Below are 18,141 nucleotides of genomic sequence, written 5' to 3' on the forward strand. Positions count from 1 at the left end.
AAACGCTACCGAATCCGGTCCGTGCGCGTCGATGGTTTCACGCAGTTTCGACGCGGCATAATCCAGCGCAGTCTCCCAGTCGCAGTCCTCACCATGCAGACGTGGCGTTAACAGACGTCCGTGATTACCCAGCGTATCCGCTAGCGACGAACCCTTCACACACAGCTTGCCGTTGTTTGCCGGATGCTGTTCATCACCGCGGATGCGAATCACCTCCTCGCCATCGCTAGATGTTGTTTCCCGGGTGGCGGCTACCCCGCAACCCACGCCACAGTGCGGGCAGGTAGTGGAGGATCTGCGAGCGCTGAACAGTTCTGTTAAAGCCATCTTTTACAACTTTTTTTTAATGGCCGATCTGAATCAGCACATCGTCGCCTTCAAAGGCGATCGGATAGGTCGCCAACTTATACTCGGCTTTCTCTAGGCACTGGCCGTCGGTAAGGCGGTAGTGCTGCTTGTACAGCGGCGACGCCACCGTCAGTTCCTCGCCGATCTCCGCCACGAGACCGCGACTGATCACGCCAACGTCAGCGATCGGGTCCCAGTTATCGATGGCGTACAGCTGGGGTTCCTGATCGGGTAAAAAAAACAGGGCAATCTGACGACCGCCCACAAGAGCGCACACTCCGGAATTGGCTACGAGGTCTGATCGCTTGCAGACTTGCAGCCACTCGGCGCGGGTTATGGCAACTTCGCTCATTCTGGTTCTCCACAAAGTAGGGTGGTGAATTTCTTAATTGTTTTCTCACTTCCAGTTCCTGAGAACTGGATTCCGGCATACGCCAGAATGACGTACACCGGAGTAAATAGGTTCGACGCGAAGGTGGAGTGCCGGGTGTGAGGTTTCAGGAGCGTCGCAAACAGGATGTTTGCGCCGCAGCGCCCATGGATGGGTTCACAGCGGTCCTGAAACCTCACACCCGGTGCACCACCGCCACCGGCCCAAAAAACCTCAAGCCGGCTCACAAATCTTGACGATTTCCTCACGGGTAGCCGGCCGGCGTTGCGCGCGCTCTTCCACGAAAACGATCTTCTCGTCCTTCACATCGGTGTTCACAAATTGGCGGAAGCGCTTCAGCATTTCCGGATCATTGATCGCCGTCTTCCATTCACACTGGTAAGTGCCGACCACATTGCCCATCTGCCGCTCAAGCTCCTCCGCGAGTCCCAGCTTGTCCTCGATCACCACCTCACGCAGGTAATCCAGTCCGCCCTCCAGGTTTTCAAGCCACACCGACGTGCGCTGCAACTTGTCCGCCGTGCGCACATAGAACATCAGAATGCGGTCGATATATTTGATCAACGTGACGTCATCCAGATCCGTCGCAAACAGATCCGCGTGGCGCGGGCGCATACCGCCGTTACCGCACACATACAGGTTCCAACCTTTTTCCGTGGCGATCACACCGATGTCCTTACTCTGGGCTTCAGCGCATTCACGGGTGCAACCGGAAACCGCCATCTTGATTTTGTGCGGCGAACGCAGGCCCTTGTAGCGGTTCTCCACCGCGAGCGCCATGCCCACACTGTCCTGCACCCCGAAGCGACACCAGGTACTGCCTACGCAGGACTTCACCGTGCGCAGTGACTTGCCATACGCGTGCCCGGTTTCGAAACCTGCATCCGTCAGCTCGCGCCAGATCTCCGGCAACTCTTCCAGGCGCGCACCGAACAGATCGATACGCTGGCCGCCGGTAATCTTGGTGTACAGGTCGTATTTCTTCGCCACCTGACCGAGCACAATCAGCTTGTCCGGAGTGATCTCGCCACCGGCAATACGCGGAACCACCGAGTAGGTGCCGTTTTTCTGCATGTTCGCCATAAACGTGTCGTTGGTGTCCTGCAGACCGACGTGGGGTTTATTGTGGATATGTTCATTCCACAGGGAGGCAAAAATGGAGGCGGCGGTGGGTTTGCAGATTTCACAGCCCTTGCCGCGGCCGTGCTTGTGCAACAGCTGGTCAAAGGTTTTGATTTCCTCCACCTGCACCATGTGGAAAATTTCCTGGCGGGTATAGGGAAAGTGCGGGCACAGATCGTTGTTGACCTCCATACCCAGCGCCGCGAGCTCGGTATCCACCACATTTTTCAGCAGCGCCGAACAGCCGCCGCAACCGGTGGATGCCTTGGTCGCATCTTTCACATCGGCCAGTGAACAGCAACCTCCCTGTACCGCGCCAACGATATCTCCCTTGCTCACGTTGTGGCAGGAACAGATGGTCGCGGTGTCCGGCAGTGCGCCGGCGCCGAGGGTTGGCTTGGCGCCGTCCAGTGCCGGCAGAATCAATTGCTCGGGATGATCCGGCAGATCCATATCATTCAGGTGGTATTGCAGCAGGGTGTCGTAATCATCGGTGTCACCCACCAATACCGCGCCGCGCAGTTTCTTGCCCGTGCGGTCGGTGATCATGCGCTTGTACACACCGGTCTGCTCGTCCACGAAGGTAATTGCCGCGGAGCCTTCGGTGCGGCCATGGGCGTCGCCGATGGAGCCAACATCCACACCCAGAAGTTTCAGCTTGGTGCTCATGTCGGCGCCATTGAACTCGGCCGCGTCACCGCACAGTAGGGACACAGCGGTGCGCGCCATGGAATAGCCCGGTGCCACCAGACCGAAAATACGGTTGTCGAACAGCGCGCACTCGCCGATGGCAAAAATATTCCTGTCAGAGGTGCGACAGTGGTTATCGATCACGATACCGCCGCGCTCGCCGAGTTCGATACCGGCGGAGCGCGCCAGGTTGTCTTCCGGGCGGATACCGGCGGAGAACACGATCAGGTCGGTGACGAGTTCTTTGTCCCCTTTGAATTGCATGCGCAGGCGGCCGCCGTCCACTTCCTCGATCAGTTCGGTGGCGGTGCTGGTGTGCACAGTGACACCCAGCGACTCGATTTTTTCGCGCAGCAGTTTCGAGCCGCCTTCGTCCAGCTGAACCGACATCAGGCCTGTGGCAAATTCCACCACGTGTGCTTCCAGACCCAGCTGTTTCAGTGCATTGGCCGCTTCCAGGCCCAGCAGGCCGCCGCCCACTACCACACCGATCTTGCTGTGCTCGGCCGCGGCCTGAATTTTATCGAGGTCTGCTAATGTGCGGTAAACGAAGCACTTCTCGTGCTGGTGGCCGGGGATCGGCGGTACAAACGGATAGGAACCGGTGGCCAGTACCAGGTGATCGTAGGCTTCCACGGCGCCGCTGGCGGAGGTGATGATTTTTGCTTCGCGGTCGATGCTGACAGCGGCATCGCTCAGGCGCAGGTCATAGCCCCACTCGCGATACTGTTCCACTTTGCCCATAGCCAGGTCGTCCGCGCTACGGCCGCCAAAATATTCAGAGAGGTGTACCCGGTCGTACGCGGGGCGGGGTTCGGCGCAGAACACCAGCACGTCGAACATTGCCCGTTCCGGGCGATTCGCCAGTTGTTCAAGAAAGTGGTGTCCCACCATGCCGTTGCCGATGACGACGATTTTTTGCTTAACCATAATCTCTGCCGTTGTTACCCGCTGTGGGTACCTGAACGCTTCGGCAGATGGGGAGGGGAGCTTGGGTGGGGTCAGGTCACACGGCTGCCTCTCTTCTGTCGAAGAGCGTCAGGCGCCGTTGCCTTGCTGAAAAGTTTCGGATTGTGGCTAAAGACATTCAATCTCCATGCCAATTTTCCAGTGGAGTCCGGGGCGCGGCAACACCGCAGGGATTATAGCGTTGATGCCAGTCTGATTTTTTTGGGCTGCGACAACTTGGTGCGCAATCGAAAATTTTGCCCCAAAGTGATTCAAATGAAATAAAGCAGATGCGAGAGGATGGCCAGTGCCGCCACTGTCTGCCAGAACAGCAACGGATTGCGCTCCAGGAGTGGTGGCTTTTCCGTACTGGAGAAGCGAGTGTTGGGGGTACTGAGATCACGCACAAATTCCGACAGCGCCGGATAGCGGCCTTTGGGATCCGGAGAGCAGGCCCTGCGCAGGGCGCCGTCAATCCAAAACGGAATTTCTTCCCGGTACTGGCGCGCGCTGATATAACGCATGGCGGCGTAATTTTTCAGCTGGTAATGGCGGTTGCCGAAGCGCTCTTTATAGGGGTACTGGCCAGTGAGCATTTCATAGGCGATGACCCCGAGGGAGAAAATATCCGAGCGATGGCTCGCGCCATCGCCGACAAAATACTCCGGTGCGCAGTAATTTTTGCTGCCCGGTGGTGCACTGTCCTGGTAGCGCAGCAGCTCCTGCAGCCCCGCCGCATTGGCACCACCCAGGTCGATCAATTTCAGGCGCCCGCTGGAATCGACCATGATGTTCTCGGGTTTCAGATCCCCATGCACGATTTCCATCCGCTGCAGTCGGCGCAGCGCGCTCACCAGTTGCGCCACCAGGTTGCGCACCTGGTCCAGCGGCGGCTCCGGATTCAACTGCATCCACTGGCGCAGGTTCTGCCCGTCCACATATTCCATCACGTGGTAGAGAAACCTGCGTTCCTTTTTTGGTGGGAAAACCTTGACGATGGCCGGGTGATCCAGGCGTCTCCCGGTCCATTCCTCGGCGATAAAACGCTCGATATAGGCAGGGTCGTCGACAAAGTTCTCCGACGGTGCTTTCAATACGCACAGCGCACCGGAGTCGAGATCCCGCACCAGATACAGATAGCTGCGACTGCTCGCGTGCAGTTCCTGCAGCACCTGGTATCCATCGATCTTATTGCCCGGCTGCAACGCTGGCGGAAAGGGTAGCTGGCTCGTCGCCAACATCAGATCGTCAGCTTCAAGGAAATCCAGCTGATTGACTCTGCACAGTGCCAGGCTCAGGTTGTCCCGGCTGCCGTTATCCAGTGCCGCCGCGATCAGCCACTTTGCTGCGTCCAGCTGATGGGTTTGCAGTAACTCCGCAAACTGCGCTGACGGTAGAAAATCGTGGATACCATCGGTGGTCGCGCAGAACAGATCACCGGCTTCCAGCGGTTCCTGGCGGTAATCCACCTCAATATGTGCATCCATCCCCAGCGCGCGACTTAGGAAAGTCCTGCCCGGGCCCAGGGTGCGGCTGTGATCACGGGTCAGGCACTCGAGAGTGCCATTGCGCAGACGGTAAATCCGCGAATCCCCGATATGAATCAGGTGCGCGGTTGAACCCTTCAACACCACTGCCGAAAACGTCGTCAGCCAACCCCGTTGCACCTCATCGGCACCGCCGCTCTGGCGATACAGCCAGCTGTTGAGTGCGTGCAACACCCGCGCCGCCGCCTGCCGCACAGACCAGGAATCCGGGGTACTGTAATAATCGGAAATAAACCCGCTTACCGCCGCGCGCGCCGCGGCGCCGCCAGCCTCTGCGCTACCGACCCCGTCGGCAATCGCCGCCAGTGACCCGCGGTAGCGCAGCTCGCTGCCACTGGCCCGATATACCGCCACCGCATCGTCGTTGTAGGCGCGCTGCCCGCACTCGGTGGCCGTGGCGAATTCCAGTTTTTCGGTTTCTGGCAGCGGATTGCCGGACTCGGCCATGCTCGGTTCGCGAAGTTGGTTCAACGTGTCTGCTCAGGCGACGTCGATCAGGGACACACTACCATCCGGCATGACTTCCGCCATCTGGCCTTCAGGTTCTTCCAGGAACAGCAAGGTGACAAAGCCCAGCACCGCAGTCCCTGCAATCACCAGGAAAAATGTCTGGTAGGAAACCATGCTGAGCACCGTCAGGTAAAACACTGCGCCCACATTCCCGTAAGCCCCGGTCATCCCCGCAATCTGCCCGGTCAGCCGGCGCTTGATCAGTGGCACTACGGCAAACACCGCACCTTCACCGGACTGCACGAAGAAAGAACACGCCATTGCCGCGGCCACCGCCATATACAACGGCCACTCGGCATTGATCATGCTCATGGCCAGGTATCCCAGTGCCAGTCCCGCGGTCAGGATCAGCAGCGTACTCTTGCGCCCAAAGCGATCGCTGATCAGGCCGCCCGCCGGGCGCGACATCAGGTTCATAAACGCATAGGCCGAGGCCAGCAGGCCGGCCTTTACCGGATCGAGAGTAAATGTCTCAGAGAAAAACAGCGGCAGCATGGAAACCACTGCCAGCTCTGATCCAAAGGTGGCGAAGTACAGGATGTTCAGTACCGCTACCTGTTTGAAGCGGTAGCGATGAATCGGCTCCGGTAGTTTGATGAAAATTTCCCGGTTGATTTCATAGCACTTCTTCGCGTCGAACACATAAAGCACGGCGAGCGATACGTAGATGGCAATAACGACTGGCTGTAACAGCATGCCGACGCCGGCTGGCGAAAGTTTCCAGGCAAGCAGCGCCAGCGCCGCATACATGGGTAGCTTCATGATCAGCAACAGCGCGAAATCCGATGGGCTGGAAACCTCCATGCCGCCAATTTTTTTCGGTTTGAAATAGGTGCTGCCTTTGGGGGTGTCGGTTACCGAGCGGTAGTAGATAACGCTGTACACCAGCGCTATGGCGCCGGTGATGCCAATGGCGTAGCGCCAGCCGTCGGCACCGCCAACCAGCAGCGCAATGGTGGGCAGGGTCATGGCGGCAGCGGCAGAACCGAAATTGCCCCAGCCGCCGTAGATACCCTCGGCAGTGCCCAATTGTTTGGCCGGGAACCACTCGGACACCATACGGATGCCGACCACGAAACCCGCTCCGATAAACCCCAGCAGAAAGCGACCCAGCGCCGCCTGCATGAAGTTGTCTGCCAGCGCAAAGATGAAGCAGGGAATGCTGCCAACGGCCAACAGCAGTGAATAGGTCAGGCGCGGGCCGTATTTGTCCGTCAGCATGCCGATGATCACCCGTGCCGGAATCGTCAGTGCCACGTTCAGGATCAGCAGGGTTTTTACCTGCTCAGAGGTAAGTGACAGACCGTCGGCAATCGCCATCAGCAAGGGAGCGTGGTTGAACCAAGCAAAGAAGGTGATAAAAAACGCGATCCAGGTCAGGTGTAAAACCCGGATTTTGCCCGCGAAGGAAAATAGATTCAGCGAATCATTGGACATGGTTTTCCCTGCTTTTGGTTGAGGTCGGCAATTTCTCTGCACATTTTCTACGGGCATAAAAAAAGTCCACAGGCACAGCCTGGGCTGTACCGGTGGACTTCGATGTCCGCATATTCGGTTTTTCTTCGCCGGAATTTTTATGTCAGGTGGCCTGTGGCCATTCCCATTGTGCTCCGGCGGCGAGCCGACGCCATTACTGCTACGCAGAAATTCGCCGGACTCGGGAAGGAATATTCAATTTCTGTGCCACATCTGGGCAGAGTGAAAATCTGGTGCGGGAAAGTGAGGCGTTTTGGGGCGTTTAGGGAAACTCCGGCGTCGCAGCCGCATACCCTGGAAAGCGGGAGCGTCGGCGGAGCGCAGAAGTACGCACCGTTTTGGGTTATTTTGCGCAGCAGATCCCGGATTTCGCACCGGTAGCGGGCGTGCGGCCAGGTTGACAGATTATCGCCCTTTATTGCCGTCAGCTTTCCTGAGCCTGTTGCAATTGGCAGTGGCGAATAAAGTCCAGGGTCTGCTGGTAGAGATCGGAGCAGAACAGTTCCGCGGTACTGGTATCGACAGGGGCGATATCGTTGCACAGGGCCAGCAGTTCGCGCGCTTTTTTTTCCGTGGGGCGACCGTGGTCTGTCTGCGGATGTGCGAACAGGTGCCAGCCGGGGTTTTTGCGCGGTGTCTCTCCGTGGTGGACAAACAACTCGTCGCTCAAGGATGCGGCGATGGTGGCTTCCGGCAGGTCGAGGTATTCCGGGCGCGCGAGAATGCCCACTGCATCCCGGCGCCGGTCGCGATTGCACAGCCAGCCACAGGCGTCCAGCAGCGCTGCGCGCAGCGCCAGATGGGTGGCAGGGTTGGCCTCGTGCCAGCTGCGTGTCACCGCCAGCACCTTTTCCGGCATGGCGGGCATCAGGGTATTGCTGGGCGCGGCAATGACGCCGATACCTTCCTGTACCGCCAGGGTGTTCCAGGGCTCGCCGACACAATAGCCGTCGATATCGCCGCGGCGCAGGTGCTCCACCATCTGCTCCGGCGGCAGCACCACGATGCGCACATCCGCATCGGGATTGATACCGGCACTGGACAGCCAGTGGCGCAGTTGCAGGGTGTGGCTGGCAAAGGGGTAGACGCTGGCAAAGGTCAGCGGCTTGTCGCCGCCAGCGCGGTTGATGATATGTGTCTTGAGGGCGGCACCCGTATCGCCGTCGCTCAGGTCGAGCCGGTCGTGCAGTGTCCGCGACAGGGTGATGGCGTTGCCATTGCAACTGAGGATCAGGCCGCTCAGCAATTGCTCGTCGCACTGGGGCAGGGTCTGCTTCAGGGTCAGTGGCATGGGAGCGAGAATGGAGGCGGCATCGGCAGCACCGCCGATCAGCTTGTCGCGCAGGGTGGCCCAGGAGGTTTCCCGCTGTAGTTCCACCCTGAGCCCATAGCGCTCGAACAGGCCCAGCTCGCGCGCAATGATCAGCGGCGCGCTGTCGGTCAGGCGCAGGTAGAGAAGCTTCAGGTTGGGTTTTTCGACTTGCAGGCTGGTCACGGTTTTACTCTCGAATTCTTCATAATCTTGGGCCGGCGGCTGCTGTACCGCCATGATCGCGGGTGCACGGGGGGTTATTTCACCGGCCGCTGCAGGTGTACCACGATCTGTTCCGCCACCTCACGCATGGTGGAATTGCTGTTCATGGCCAGGGTGCGCAGCGTCTGGTGGGCGGCCTGTTCACTGATGTTCTTGCGCGCCATCAACAACCCCTTTGCGCGCTCGATAACCTTGCGCTCGTCCAGCTGCTGTTGGGTGCGCGCCAGGGACTGGCGCAGGTGTTGGTAGCTGCGAAACTGGGCCATGGCGATCTCGATCGCCGGGGCTACCCGTTCGGCGGAGAGGCCATCCACCATATAGGCGCTGACCCCGGCTTCCACCGCGCTGCTGATGAAATCGGCACCACCGCGCACGGAGAACATCGCCACCGGCGTGGGGTTGTGCTGGTTGATCACCGCGAGGCTTTCGAGAATGTCGCGGTCGGGGGATTCGATATCGATCAGGACAATGTCCGGACGGTGTTTTTCCACCTGGAACAGCAGTCCCTCGGCGCTGGTGAGTCGCGCCAGCAGGCGGTAGCCCGCCGCGGTGAGCTGCTCGGCCACCATGGCGGCGCGTTCTGACTGGTCGTCGACCAGCAGGATACTGATGGGTGTCGTCATCGCTCGTCAAAACTTCAGTTCAAACTGCAGCCAGAACTTGTCGGTATCACTGCTGTAATCGTTCGCAGCGTACCTGGCGTATTTGGCCAGCAGGTCGATATTTTTTGTTATGGAGTAGGTCGCGACCATGTCCAGTTCGTTGCCGTAATCCAGGCTGTCGCGATCGCTGTAGAATTTATGCACGGTCGCTGCAATCTTGATGCCAGAGACGACGACAGAGCCGCCAGCGTAATAGTCGCGAACCCCATCCACTGGTGTGGTCAGGAACTTGTCCGCAAAACCCTGGAATTTATGCAGGGTGGCCAGTGGGGTCTGGAAGGCCCATACCCCGTCCCCGGTCAGCCACTCGGTGCCGGCGAGGGCGGTGAATTTGTATTGCTGCAGCGGTTTGCTGCCGATTTCCGCGTTGTAGTACTGCGCTTCGTAATTGTACGGGTTACCGCCAATGTCACTTTGCGTGGCCACGCGCAGGTGCCAGCGGTATTTTTCGCAATCCGCCGCCCACTTCAGACCAACGGTGGCGCTGGCGAACTGCTGCTGGTCGTGAAAATCCAGGCTGTAGATGAAACCGCTCAGGGTGTACTTCGGGGAGACCTTGATGTGCAGGTCGAGCGCGTTCACCGGTCCCTGTATGTCGGCATCGGCGCCGTCCGGGCCGAAGATGCGGTTCACATTCCACATGTAGGTGTAATCGAGAAACACCTTTTCGTTAAATCTCCATTCCGCGCGAAACGAATCGTAGGTCTGCTCGTTCTGGCGCCACGCCACGCCGCCGATAAAGCGCTGGTCGTCGTAGTTGATGCGCTGGCGTCCCACGGTAAACAGCCCCTCGGGCAGTGCGTAGCTCAGCTGGGCGCGGTTGACCTCGCTGTAGTCCGGGTCGGCGATTACCGGGTAGTCGGTCTTGCCGTTTTCCGTGTTGTTGAAATGTTCGCTGCTGATGTAGGTGACATTGTCACCCTCCAGCAGGAACTCCCAGCCATCCCAGCGCGCGCTGGTCCAGGTGGCGCGGCTGAGCAGGGTGCCGGCGGTGGCGTGGCGGGGGAAGGCAACGTCGTCAACGTGTTCGTAGCGGGGCCGGAAGTACAGGTCGAAGGTGCTGTTGTGGATCATGTCGCCGGGCATTTGCGCGATGTTCTCTTCCGCCAGTGCCGGCGTGGGCACCATGACTGCACTGGCGGCAGCCGCAGTGACAGCGACGGTGATGGCGGAGCGCAGGGTGCGTCCGGTGCGAAATGCCATGATGATCTCCCGGTTTTCCTTGGGCATAAAAAAAGCCCGGCAGCACTGATTGTGCTGCCGGGCTTCATTGCCAGTGCAATAGAACAATCAAAACTTGTACCAAGTATTCAATTTAGTAGAGCCAACCGCTTTACTGACTTTTACCCGCCGGTAGAGACAGTGCGTCGCACACAGATGGTGCGAATTTTTGCCTGGGTGCATGTTTTTGGTGCCTGCTGGGGGGGTGGCTGGATTTATAGCCTGGTTTGTTCCGAGGGAAATGTGTGCCGCTCGTGTGGCACTTCACAGGACCAGGGGCTATTAGTTTGTGGGTTCTGGGGCGAAATAAGTAGTAGCGACAGGAACTGGCAGATTGAGCCCTAAGTCGGGCGATTACCCACGAGTCTTTGCAACTGTGCGCCATGGCAGCGCCACAAATCCAGGAACAATATGGACGGATTCAACCGCGACCGGCGCAACTTCATCAAGTTGTGCACCGTCGCGGGCATTACGGTATTCGCGGCACCGGCGCTGTGGCAGAGAGGGAATGCTCGGCAATCTGAAATTGCGAGCGACAAGCTGAATTGGCGGGGCACCGGCCCGGCCCCCGCATTCCGCGCAGATGGCGTAGCCAAAGTGACTGGCCAGAAAATTTTTGGCCGGGACTTTCGCGCCCGGGACATGCCGGGATGGAAGCAGCAACAACACTACGCGTTGGTGCTGCGCTGCAATCGGGTGGGGCGACGTTTCAGCGGCATTGACTGGAGTCAGCTACCGCCAGACGCGCAGCCCTATATGAAAGTAACCGCAGAGACGCTGGCGGAAAAAAAATTGCATCTGCCCCCGTTCTACGGCGAGGCGATGCTGCTACCCGAGGGTGCATCACCTCACTACTACGGCCACGCGGTGGCCATGCTGTTGTTCGATGACTTCGACAAATATGCCATCGCCAAACAGGCGCTGCAGTTCAACGAGCAGGTGATTCGCTATGGCGAGCAAACGCCACCGGTAGAGAGAGATCCCTACGCCAGCTGGCGCATTATCCGGGTTGAGGGTCCGCAGGGGCCGGGGGGCGAAGACCTTTACTCGCCAATGCAGGACGGTCTCTTCTTTCCCAGTTACCGCGATCACAAGGCGGAGTGGCCGAGAGCCGCGAACCAGTCGGGAAGTGTCAGTGAGCGCGGCATTTACTATGCACAGCAGATTCGCGGCCAAACCCAACGCGAATCCGACTCCGGTAACTGGCACCTGGTGCGTGGCGAGTACCGCACGCAGATCGTCGACCCGATGACGATGGAGCCGGAGGCGGCGAATGTCTGGTTCGACGATGCCCGGAAAACCTTACACCTGGTCCTCACCACCCAGTCGCCACAAGATTTCCAGGAATTTGCGGCACATATGCTGGCCGAAAGTGCATTCGCCACAGCGATTGAGAATATCGTGGTGCACTCCTCGGTGGTTGGCGGCGGTTTTGGCGGCAAGGATCACACCATCTTCCCCTACTACGGCCTGGTCGCCGGACTTTTCGGCTCTGCGCCAGTGCGGCTGGCCAATAATCGCTTTGAGCAATTCCAGTCGGGCTTCAAGCGCCACCCTTTCCACATGCGCAATACCCTGGCGGTCGATAAAAAGAGTGGAAAATTTCAGGCGCTGATTTCCGAGATGCAGGTCGATGGTGGTGGTCGGCAAAATTTCAGCGCGTCCGTGTCCATGGTGGGCGCCAGTGCGATTCAGAGTATCTATTATCTGCCGCGCAACGATATTTCCGCGGTTGCCAACCAATCCATGAACGTGGATTCCGGCTCCATGCGCGGCTACGGCACACTGCAAACCATGTCGGCCATGGAGATGATGGTAAATCAGGCCGCGCAGGAACTTGGAATTGACCCCATTGAGCTGCGACTGCGCAATGCCTTCCAGAACGGTTGGCGCAATACCCAGGGTGCCGTTCCAAAAGTGGGGGTGCGCTACCGGGAATTGTTGGAGCGCGCCAAGGAGCATCCCATGTGGCGCGAGCGGGTAGCGCGCAAGCAAGCCTTTGAGCGGGAGAACCCCGGCTACCTGTTTGGCACCGGCTACGCCATCGCCACCAAAGACTACGGTACCGGCGCCGCGGCCCCGAGCGCCGCGGTCCAGTTTGATACTGCGGGCCGGTTGTCGCTCGCCGTTGAGTTCATGGAAATGGGCACCGGAATCGCCACCTCGCAGTCGATGCTGTTGGAAAACATACTCGGGCGCGCGGCGGATCACTGTGCGGTGGGTGAGGTTGACGCCTGGCACGCCCTGCAGCAGGTCCAGACCGAAAGCCCTTACACCATGAGCCAGCAGTACCAGGACCAGAATTCCACCAATCCGCTATGGACGCCGGTGACCGCGATGGCAAGCGCCGCATCCATGTCGTCTTACTTTCAAAGCCACGCGACCACGCAGGCCGCGGAAATACTCTTCCAGCAGGGGCTGTTGCCCGCGGCCCGGCGCTTGTGGAAAACGGACGAGGTGGACGGCGCGCAAGTGCAATGGCGCGACGGCAAGCTTCACTACCGGGATTTTTCACCCCTGGCATTGCCGCAATTGGCGGCGGAAGCCCATCGCGGTGGCGGCGTCACCGGGGTGATGGTGCACTGCTTTAATCGCTGGGACTGGACCGAGGCCGATTTCATTTTGGACGGCCGCAAATGGACCTGGGGTATCGATGGCCTCGCCTTGCGCCGAGGCGGCAGTGCGGAAAACGTCATCGCCGACGAGTACCAGGTCGAGAAGCGCGCTGCGGTACGCTATCCGGAAACCGCGCTGAACAACGCCATGGTCACCTACTATGCGCCGACGGCGGCGCTGGTCGAAGTGGCGGTGAATTCAGGCACTGGCGATGTCAGTATCCACGGGCTGCAGAACTACATGGACTGCGGTCGCGCGATTGTGCGCCCGTTGGTGGAGGGGCAGATAGAAGGCGGTGTGGCCATGGGTATCGGCCACGCACTTTACGAATACCTGCCGCCACTGGCGGAGGGGGCTGGCAATGGCACCTGGAATTTGAATCGCTATCAGGTATCCCTCGCAAAGCATGTGCCGGTGTGGAACCAGCAACATGACATTTTGCCGCCGGCAACGGAAAACGACCCGCACAAGGGAATTGGCGAAGTCGTGATGATCCCCATCGTTGCCGCCCTGGTGGAAGCGATTTACCAGGCCACGGGCAAGCGATTTAACGAGGTGCCCGTTACCCCGGAAAAACTGCGCCGCGCGCTCAATCCACAGGTACTGTGAAGAGGCTTATCCGATGGCGAAGATACCGGTATCAATGGTGGTCAACGGTGAAAAAATCGGCCCGCTGGAAGTGGAAGAATATACGTCGATGCTGGATTTCCTGCACGAGCACCTGAATCTGACGGGCACCAAGCTTGGCTGTGGCATTGGTGTGTGCCGGGCCTGCACGATCGTGGTTGAGCGTGACGATGGCTCGCTGGAGCCAGTGCGCAGCTGTATCAATAATGTGGGCCGATTTAATGGTGAAACGGTCACTACCGTCGAAGGGCAGGCTGAGCACGATAGCGCTGGCGAAATCGTGGCGCTGTCGCCGATCCAGCAGGCATTCTTGCGTAACTTTTCCTTTCAGTGTGGCTGGTGCACGGCGGGCTTTGTGAATGCCGCCACTGCGCTGATCGACCAACTCAAGCGTGAGCCGGTACCGGCAGACACCATCGAAGGCGTTATCGACGAAGCGCTGGGGGAGCATATCTGCCGCTGCACTGGCTATGTCCGCTACTTCCGGGCCGTCAGGGAGGTGATTGAATCGACTCCGGGGTTACTGCTGAAGGAAGCGAAATAAATGCATCAATTTGTTTTCGCCATTCTTTTGCTAGCGATCGGCGCTAATGCCGCGGCTCAGTCGGAAGTGGAAAAGGGCCGCTACCTGGCGGCCGCCGGTGACTGTGTCGCTTGCCACACAGCGGCCAATGGCCGCCCGTTTATTGGTGGGAGGCCCTTCCATACGCCATTTGGCACTCTTTTCTCCACGAATATCACGCCGGATAAGAAGACCGGCATCGGCAATTACACCCTGGAGGATTTTACCGCGGCCATGCGCCGGGGCGAGGGTGCCCACGGCAATCTTTATCCGGCCATGCCCTATACCTCCTATTACCTGATTCCCGACGAGGATATCGCGTCGCTGTATACCTACTTTATGCAGCTGCCTGCGGTCGAATACGCAGCGCCGGGCAATGACCTGTTTTTCCCCGCCAATTTGAGATATGGCCTGAAATTATGGAACTGGGTTTTCTTTGACAAAGCGCCAATCTCGCAGCCGGAAGGAAAAAGTCCGCAATGGCTGCGCGGCAATTACCTGGTCAATGGTCTAGGCCATTGCGGCGAGTGCCATACACCGCGCAATTTCGCCTTTGCCATGAAACGCGAAGAGAAACTTTCGGGCAACATACTCGAGGGCTGGGATGCGGTGGATATCCGGCCAGCGTCACTGCGTCGCCAGGGTTGGGACAGAGAGCAGTTGCGGTTGCTGTTTACCACCGGCGCCAGCGAGCGTGGTACGGCGCTCGGGGAGATGTTCAGTGTGGTAAAGCACAGCCTGAGCCGCCTTTCCGAGAGTGACATCAACGCGATCATTACCTATCTGCTTGATGACAGCGCAGAGAACAACGAAAGCGTCGCCGGAAAACTCGGCAGCCCACAAGTTGCCGCAGAGCAACACACACAGGGGCGCGCGGACTTTGTCGCTTACTGCGCGGGCTGTCACGGGCGCGAGGGCAGGGGGGTGACACTGTCGTTCGCGCCGCCAATGGATCGCAGTGCAGCGGTTCGGGGAGATAGCGCCTACAACATGATTGCGGTCATCTTGCGCGGCTTGCCCGCCCAGCGTATGGATCGCATCAACGCCCGGGCCGGTATGCCCGCATTCCACCTTGAACTGGATGACGCGCGAGTGGCCGGCCTGGTGAATTTCATGCGCACAGCGTGGGGAGACGCCGAGGAGCCTGTGACACGGGAAGAGGTGGAAGAAATTCGCCGTCAATTGCGGGAAGAAGACTACCTGGGTGCTGTGAAGTGAACAGATACCGCGGCGTTCTGAGGCTATCAACCTTACTCCTGGGAGTGAATTTTCTACTGCCGGCCCAGGCTGCGGACTGGTCGGCAACAGAGGCCCAGTTGCAGTATGGCCGGCTGGATAATCCATTCGCGGGAGGAACCGCGGATACCACCATTCTTACCCTTCAGCATGCGAGCGGCTGGAAGTATGGCGACAATTTTTTCTTCGTGGATTTTATCAACGATGGTGTGCGCGATGGCTTCAACGACACTGACGTATATGCCGAGTGGTATGCAAGCTTCAGCCTGGGGAAGATTACGCGGTGTGATCTGAGTTTTGGGCCGGTGAAGGACCTTGGCCTGGTGGTGGGGTTCAACTACTCCGCGGACGCCAACGTGGAAAAGTTCCTGCCGGGGATTCGTATCGCCTGGGCGCTACCCGGAGAGGCGTTTCTGAATACCGATATTACCGGTTACCAGGATATTGGCTATGGCGATGGCGCACCCAAAGAAGGTGACAGCTATATGGTCGATTTCAATGGCGCCTTTCCATTCAGTATCGGCAAGCAGGATTTCAGTATCGAGGGGCACATCGAATACATCCATAACCGCTCTAGCGAATTCGGCGATGTAAAAAACTGGGTACTGGCACAACCCCAGTTTCGTTGGGATCTGGGGAAGGCCCTGTTCCAGAGCCCCAAACAACTGTTCATTGGCATCGAGTACCAGTATTGGCGCAATAAACTGGGAAATGAAACCGATGAAAGTGCCGTACAAGCGTTGGTGGTATGGCGTTTCTGAGTCGTGGTCAGCCGGGAAGTCTCGCGGCATTGGATGGCGAAATTGGAGCGAAGAATCTCATTCTCCGGTTTCTCTCCCACTAACTGACTGTGTTAGACCCGGGGTTGATCTTCGATATCGACATCGCGGAGGATATTCATCACACTTCGTCTTAGGAAGTATTGCGGGCGACAGGGAGTTTAAGGCGAACTCTCGTTACCGCAAGACGTGCAAAGCCTGCCTGCGTAGCGATGAGCAACATCAGGTAATGGCATAAATCCGGTCAGAAGAGTGGTGCGACCGTAAAATGAACACTTCACCAGCGTCCACCGTCTGGGGGGGCGCCACTTCTCCGCAAGCTGCCAGAATTGTCTGCCCAGTGGTTTTGGCGGGTGGTCTCTCCAGTCGCATGGGCTCCGACAAGGCACTGCTAGAATTAACCAATGGGCGCACACTTCTGGAGCAGGCCAAATCCCTGTTCGATGGGTTTGATCCGCCTGCGGGTGTGGAACTGCTGCCCACCCTGGTAAGTGGCGCGCGCCCCGGTGGCGTGCCGGACCGGGTTGCGGCTGCGGGTCCGCTGGGTGGGCTGCACGCCATCGCGGATCACCTGCAACAGTGGCGACTCGAGTGTGACGCCCTGCTGGTGGTTCCGGTAGACATGCCGTTGCTGAGCCCGACGCTGCTGCGGCGATTGTGCGTGGCGGGGCAGGCGGTGGAGCAGGCGGTGTGCTTCGGCGATTTCTATTTGCCGTGCTGGCTGCCGTTGGATCAGCGCAGTGGCCGATACCTGGAGGCCGCGGCAATGGGCAATGCCATTGCCTCAATGCGCGCATTGTTTGGCTATCTGGGTTGTATGCAGCTGCCGGTGCCGGAAGGCGACTGGCACCTGAACGTCAACCGGCCGCAGGATTTCGAGCGCCTGAATCTGTAGTGCGGCCTGTGTCGGCAGGCGCAGGCAAGTGGACTAGGGAGGTAGCGGTCCATGCTAAAGCGTTTGCTGGTCTGTGCCCTGCTTCTGTTCATCGGAAGCTGCGGGCAGCGTAATGAACCGGTACTCAGACTGGCGGTCGATGCGGGGTTTCAGCCGGCCATGGAAGCCCTGCGGGGAGAATTTGAAGCGGGCTGCGGCTGCCGTCTGCAGATAACGGCAGGTGCCAGCGGCTTGCTGTATGGCCAGATTCGCGCTGGCGAGCACTTCGATGTGTTCCTGTCGGCGGACAGCGCGCGTCCTGTGTTGCTGGAAAAAGCCGGTTTTATCGTTCCCTCAAGTCGCCAGGATTACGCCCGCGGGCAGCTCGCTCTGTGGATCAGCCGGCGACTCTCCTCCAACAACGCTTCCGACCGTTCGCCGGGCACGGTCTCCGACGATCCCGACGACGAAGATTCTGAACTGACCGCACTGGTGGCAAAGCTCGCTCGTTCAGATCGGGCGCTTACACCGCGCCAGCTGATCCTGCTGTTGGGGCTGGGCAAGCACAAGCTGGTGGTGGCGGACCCACAACTGGCGCCCGACGGGGATGCCGCAGTGCGAATGCTGAAAAAACTGCGCCTGTGGCCGCGCCTGCGCGGGCGGGTGGTATTTGCCGGCCACGCCGGACATGCGCAGATCCTGCTGCAGCAGGGGGCGGGCGAGATGGGCCTGATTCCCTACGGGCAGGCGCTGGCATCCGGCAGCAGCGGGCAGTTCATGCGAATCCCTCCTCATTTCCATCCTCCGATCCACCAGCAGATGGTGATCTTGCGCAGCACTCGCGAGCGCAGCCTGGCAATACGCTTGTTGCAGTACATGCGATCTGCAGCGGTGCAGCAACGGCTGGATACACTGGGCTTTTTCGCGGTTGAATTGCCTGAACCGGTACGTGATACGGAGTCACGAAAAGGTCGGAATTTAACTGACGGTTAATTCGG

13 protein-coding genes and 1 pseudogene are annotated in these 18,141 nt (G+C 58.9%); 6 read left to right on the forward strand and 8 right to left on the reverse strand.

Annotated elements, in window-relative coordinates; genetic code table 11:
- The 8 genes and pseudogenes from VIL80_RS01620 to VIL80_RS01655 all read right to left on the reverse strand — a co-directional run.
- A pseudogene (locus VIL80_RS01620) lies at positions 1–327 on the reverse strand (nitrate reductase); the annotation flags it as partial.
- 16 nt (positions 328–343) lie between these two features.
- Positions 344–700 carry a nitrite reductase small subunit NirD gene (gene nirD / locus VIL80_RS01625; RefSeq protein WP_332034417.1) on the reverse strand — a complete coding sequence of 119 codons (357 nt, stop codon included), beginning with the start codon at positions 698–700 and terminating at the stop codon, positions 344–346.
- A gap of 252 nt (positions 701–952) precedes the next feature.
- Positions 953–3,481, reverse strand: a complete 2,529-nt coding sequence (gene nirB, locus VIL80_RS01630; RefSeq protein ID WP_332034418.1) for a nitrite reductase large subunit NirB — start codon at positions 3,479–3,481, stop codon at positions 953–955.
- Positions 3,482–3,771: 290 nt separating this feature from the next.
- Complete coding sequence (locus tag VIL80_RS01635) at positions 3,772–5,517, reverse strand: bifunctional protein-serine/threonine kinase/phosphatase (protein WP_332034419.1); 1,746 nt, start codon at positions 5,515–5,517, stop codon at positions 3,772–3,774.
- 9 nt (positions 5,518–5,526) lie between these two features.
- Complete coding sequence (locus tag VIL80_RS01640; protein WP_332034420.1) at positions 5,527–6,993, reverse strand: NarK family nitrate/nitrite MFS transporter; 1,467 nt, start codon at positions 6,991–6,993, stop codon at positions 5,527–5,529.
- Positions 6,994–7,456: 463 nt separating this feature from the next.
- Positions 7,457–8,527 (reverse strand): CmpA/NrtA family ABC transporter substrate-binding protein, encoded by a 1,071-nt coding sequence (locus VIL80_RS01645; RefSeq protein WP_332034421.1) that lies wholly within the window; start codon positions 8,525–8,527, stop codon positions 7,457–7,459.
- Positions 8,528–8,601: 74 nt separating this feature from the next.
- Entirely contained in the window at positions 8,602–9,189 is a 588-nt protein-coding gene (locus VIL80_RS01650) for an ANTAR domain-containing response regulator (protein ID WP_332034422.1), read from the reverse strand.
- Positions 9,190–9,195: 6 nt separating this feature from the next.
- Entirely contained in the window at positions 9,196–10,431 is a 1,236-nt protein-coding gene (locus VIL80_RS01655) for an alginate export family protein (protein WP_332034423.1), read from the reverse strand.
- 429 nt (positions 10,432–10,860) lie between these two features.
- Here VIL80_RS01655 and VIL80_RS01660 point away from each other — a divergent pair, with 429 nt between their 5' ends.
- The 6 genes from VIL80_RS01660 (at position 10,861) to VIL80_RS01685 (ending at position 18,136) form a co-directional block, all read left to right on the forward strand.
- Positions 10,861–13,674, forward strand: a complete 2,814-nt coding sequence (locus VIL80_RS01660; protein ID WP_332034424.1) for a xanthine dehydrogenase family protein molybdopterin-binding subunit — start codon at positions 10,861–10,863, stop codon at positions 13,672–13,674.
- Between the two features lie 13 nt (positions 13,675–13,687).
- Complete coding sequence (locus VIL80_RS01665; RefSeq protein WP_332034425.1) at positions 13,688–14,236, forward strand: (2Fe-2S)-binding protein; 549 nt, start codon at positions 13,688–13,690, stop codon at positions 14,234–14,236.
- Positions 14,237–15,472, forward strand: a complete 1,236-nt coding sequence (locus tag VIL80_RS01670) for a c-type cytochrome (RefSeq protein ID WP_332034426.1) — start codon at positions 14,237–14,239, stop codon at positions 15,470–15,472.
- Positions 15,473–15,516: 44 nt separating this feature from the next.
- Positions 15,517–16,251: an outer membrane protein OmpK gene (locus VIL80_RS01675; RefSeq protein WP_332034427.1), complete on the forward strand. Its 735-nt coding sequence runs from the start codon at positions 15,517–15,519 to the stop codon at positions 16,249–16,251.
- 286 nt (positions 16,252–16,537) lie between these two features.
- Entirely contained in the window at positions 16,538–17,164 is a 627-nt protein-coding gene (gene mobA, locus VIL80_RS01680) for a molybdenum cofactor guanylyltransferase (protein ID WP_332034428.1), read from the forward strand.
- 51 nt (positions 17,165–17,215) lie between these two features.
- A complete protein-coding gene (locus tag VIL80_RS01685) occupies positions 17,216–18,136 on the forward strand; it encodes a substrate-binding domain-containing protein (RefSeq protein WP_332034429.1) in 921 nt (306 codons plus the stop codon).
- Positions 18,137–18,141: the final 5 nt, after the last annotated feature.

The sequence above is a fragment of the Microbulbifer sp. genome, from assembly GCF_036563125.1.
In the GTDB taxonomy this organism is placed as follows: Bacteria; Pseudomonadota; Gammaproteobacteria; order Pseudomonadales; family Cellvibrionaceae; genus Microbulbifer.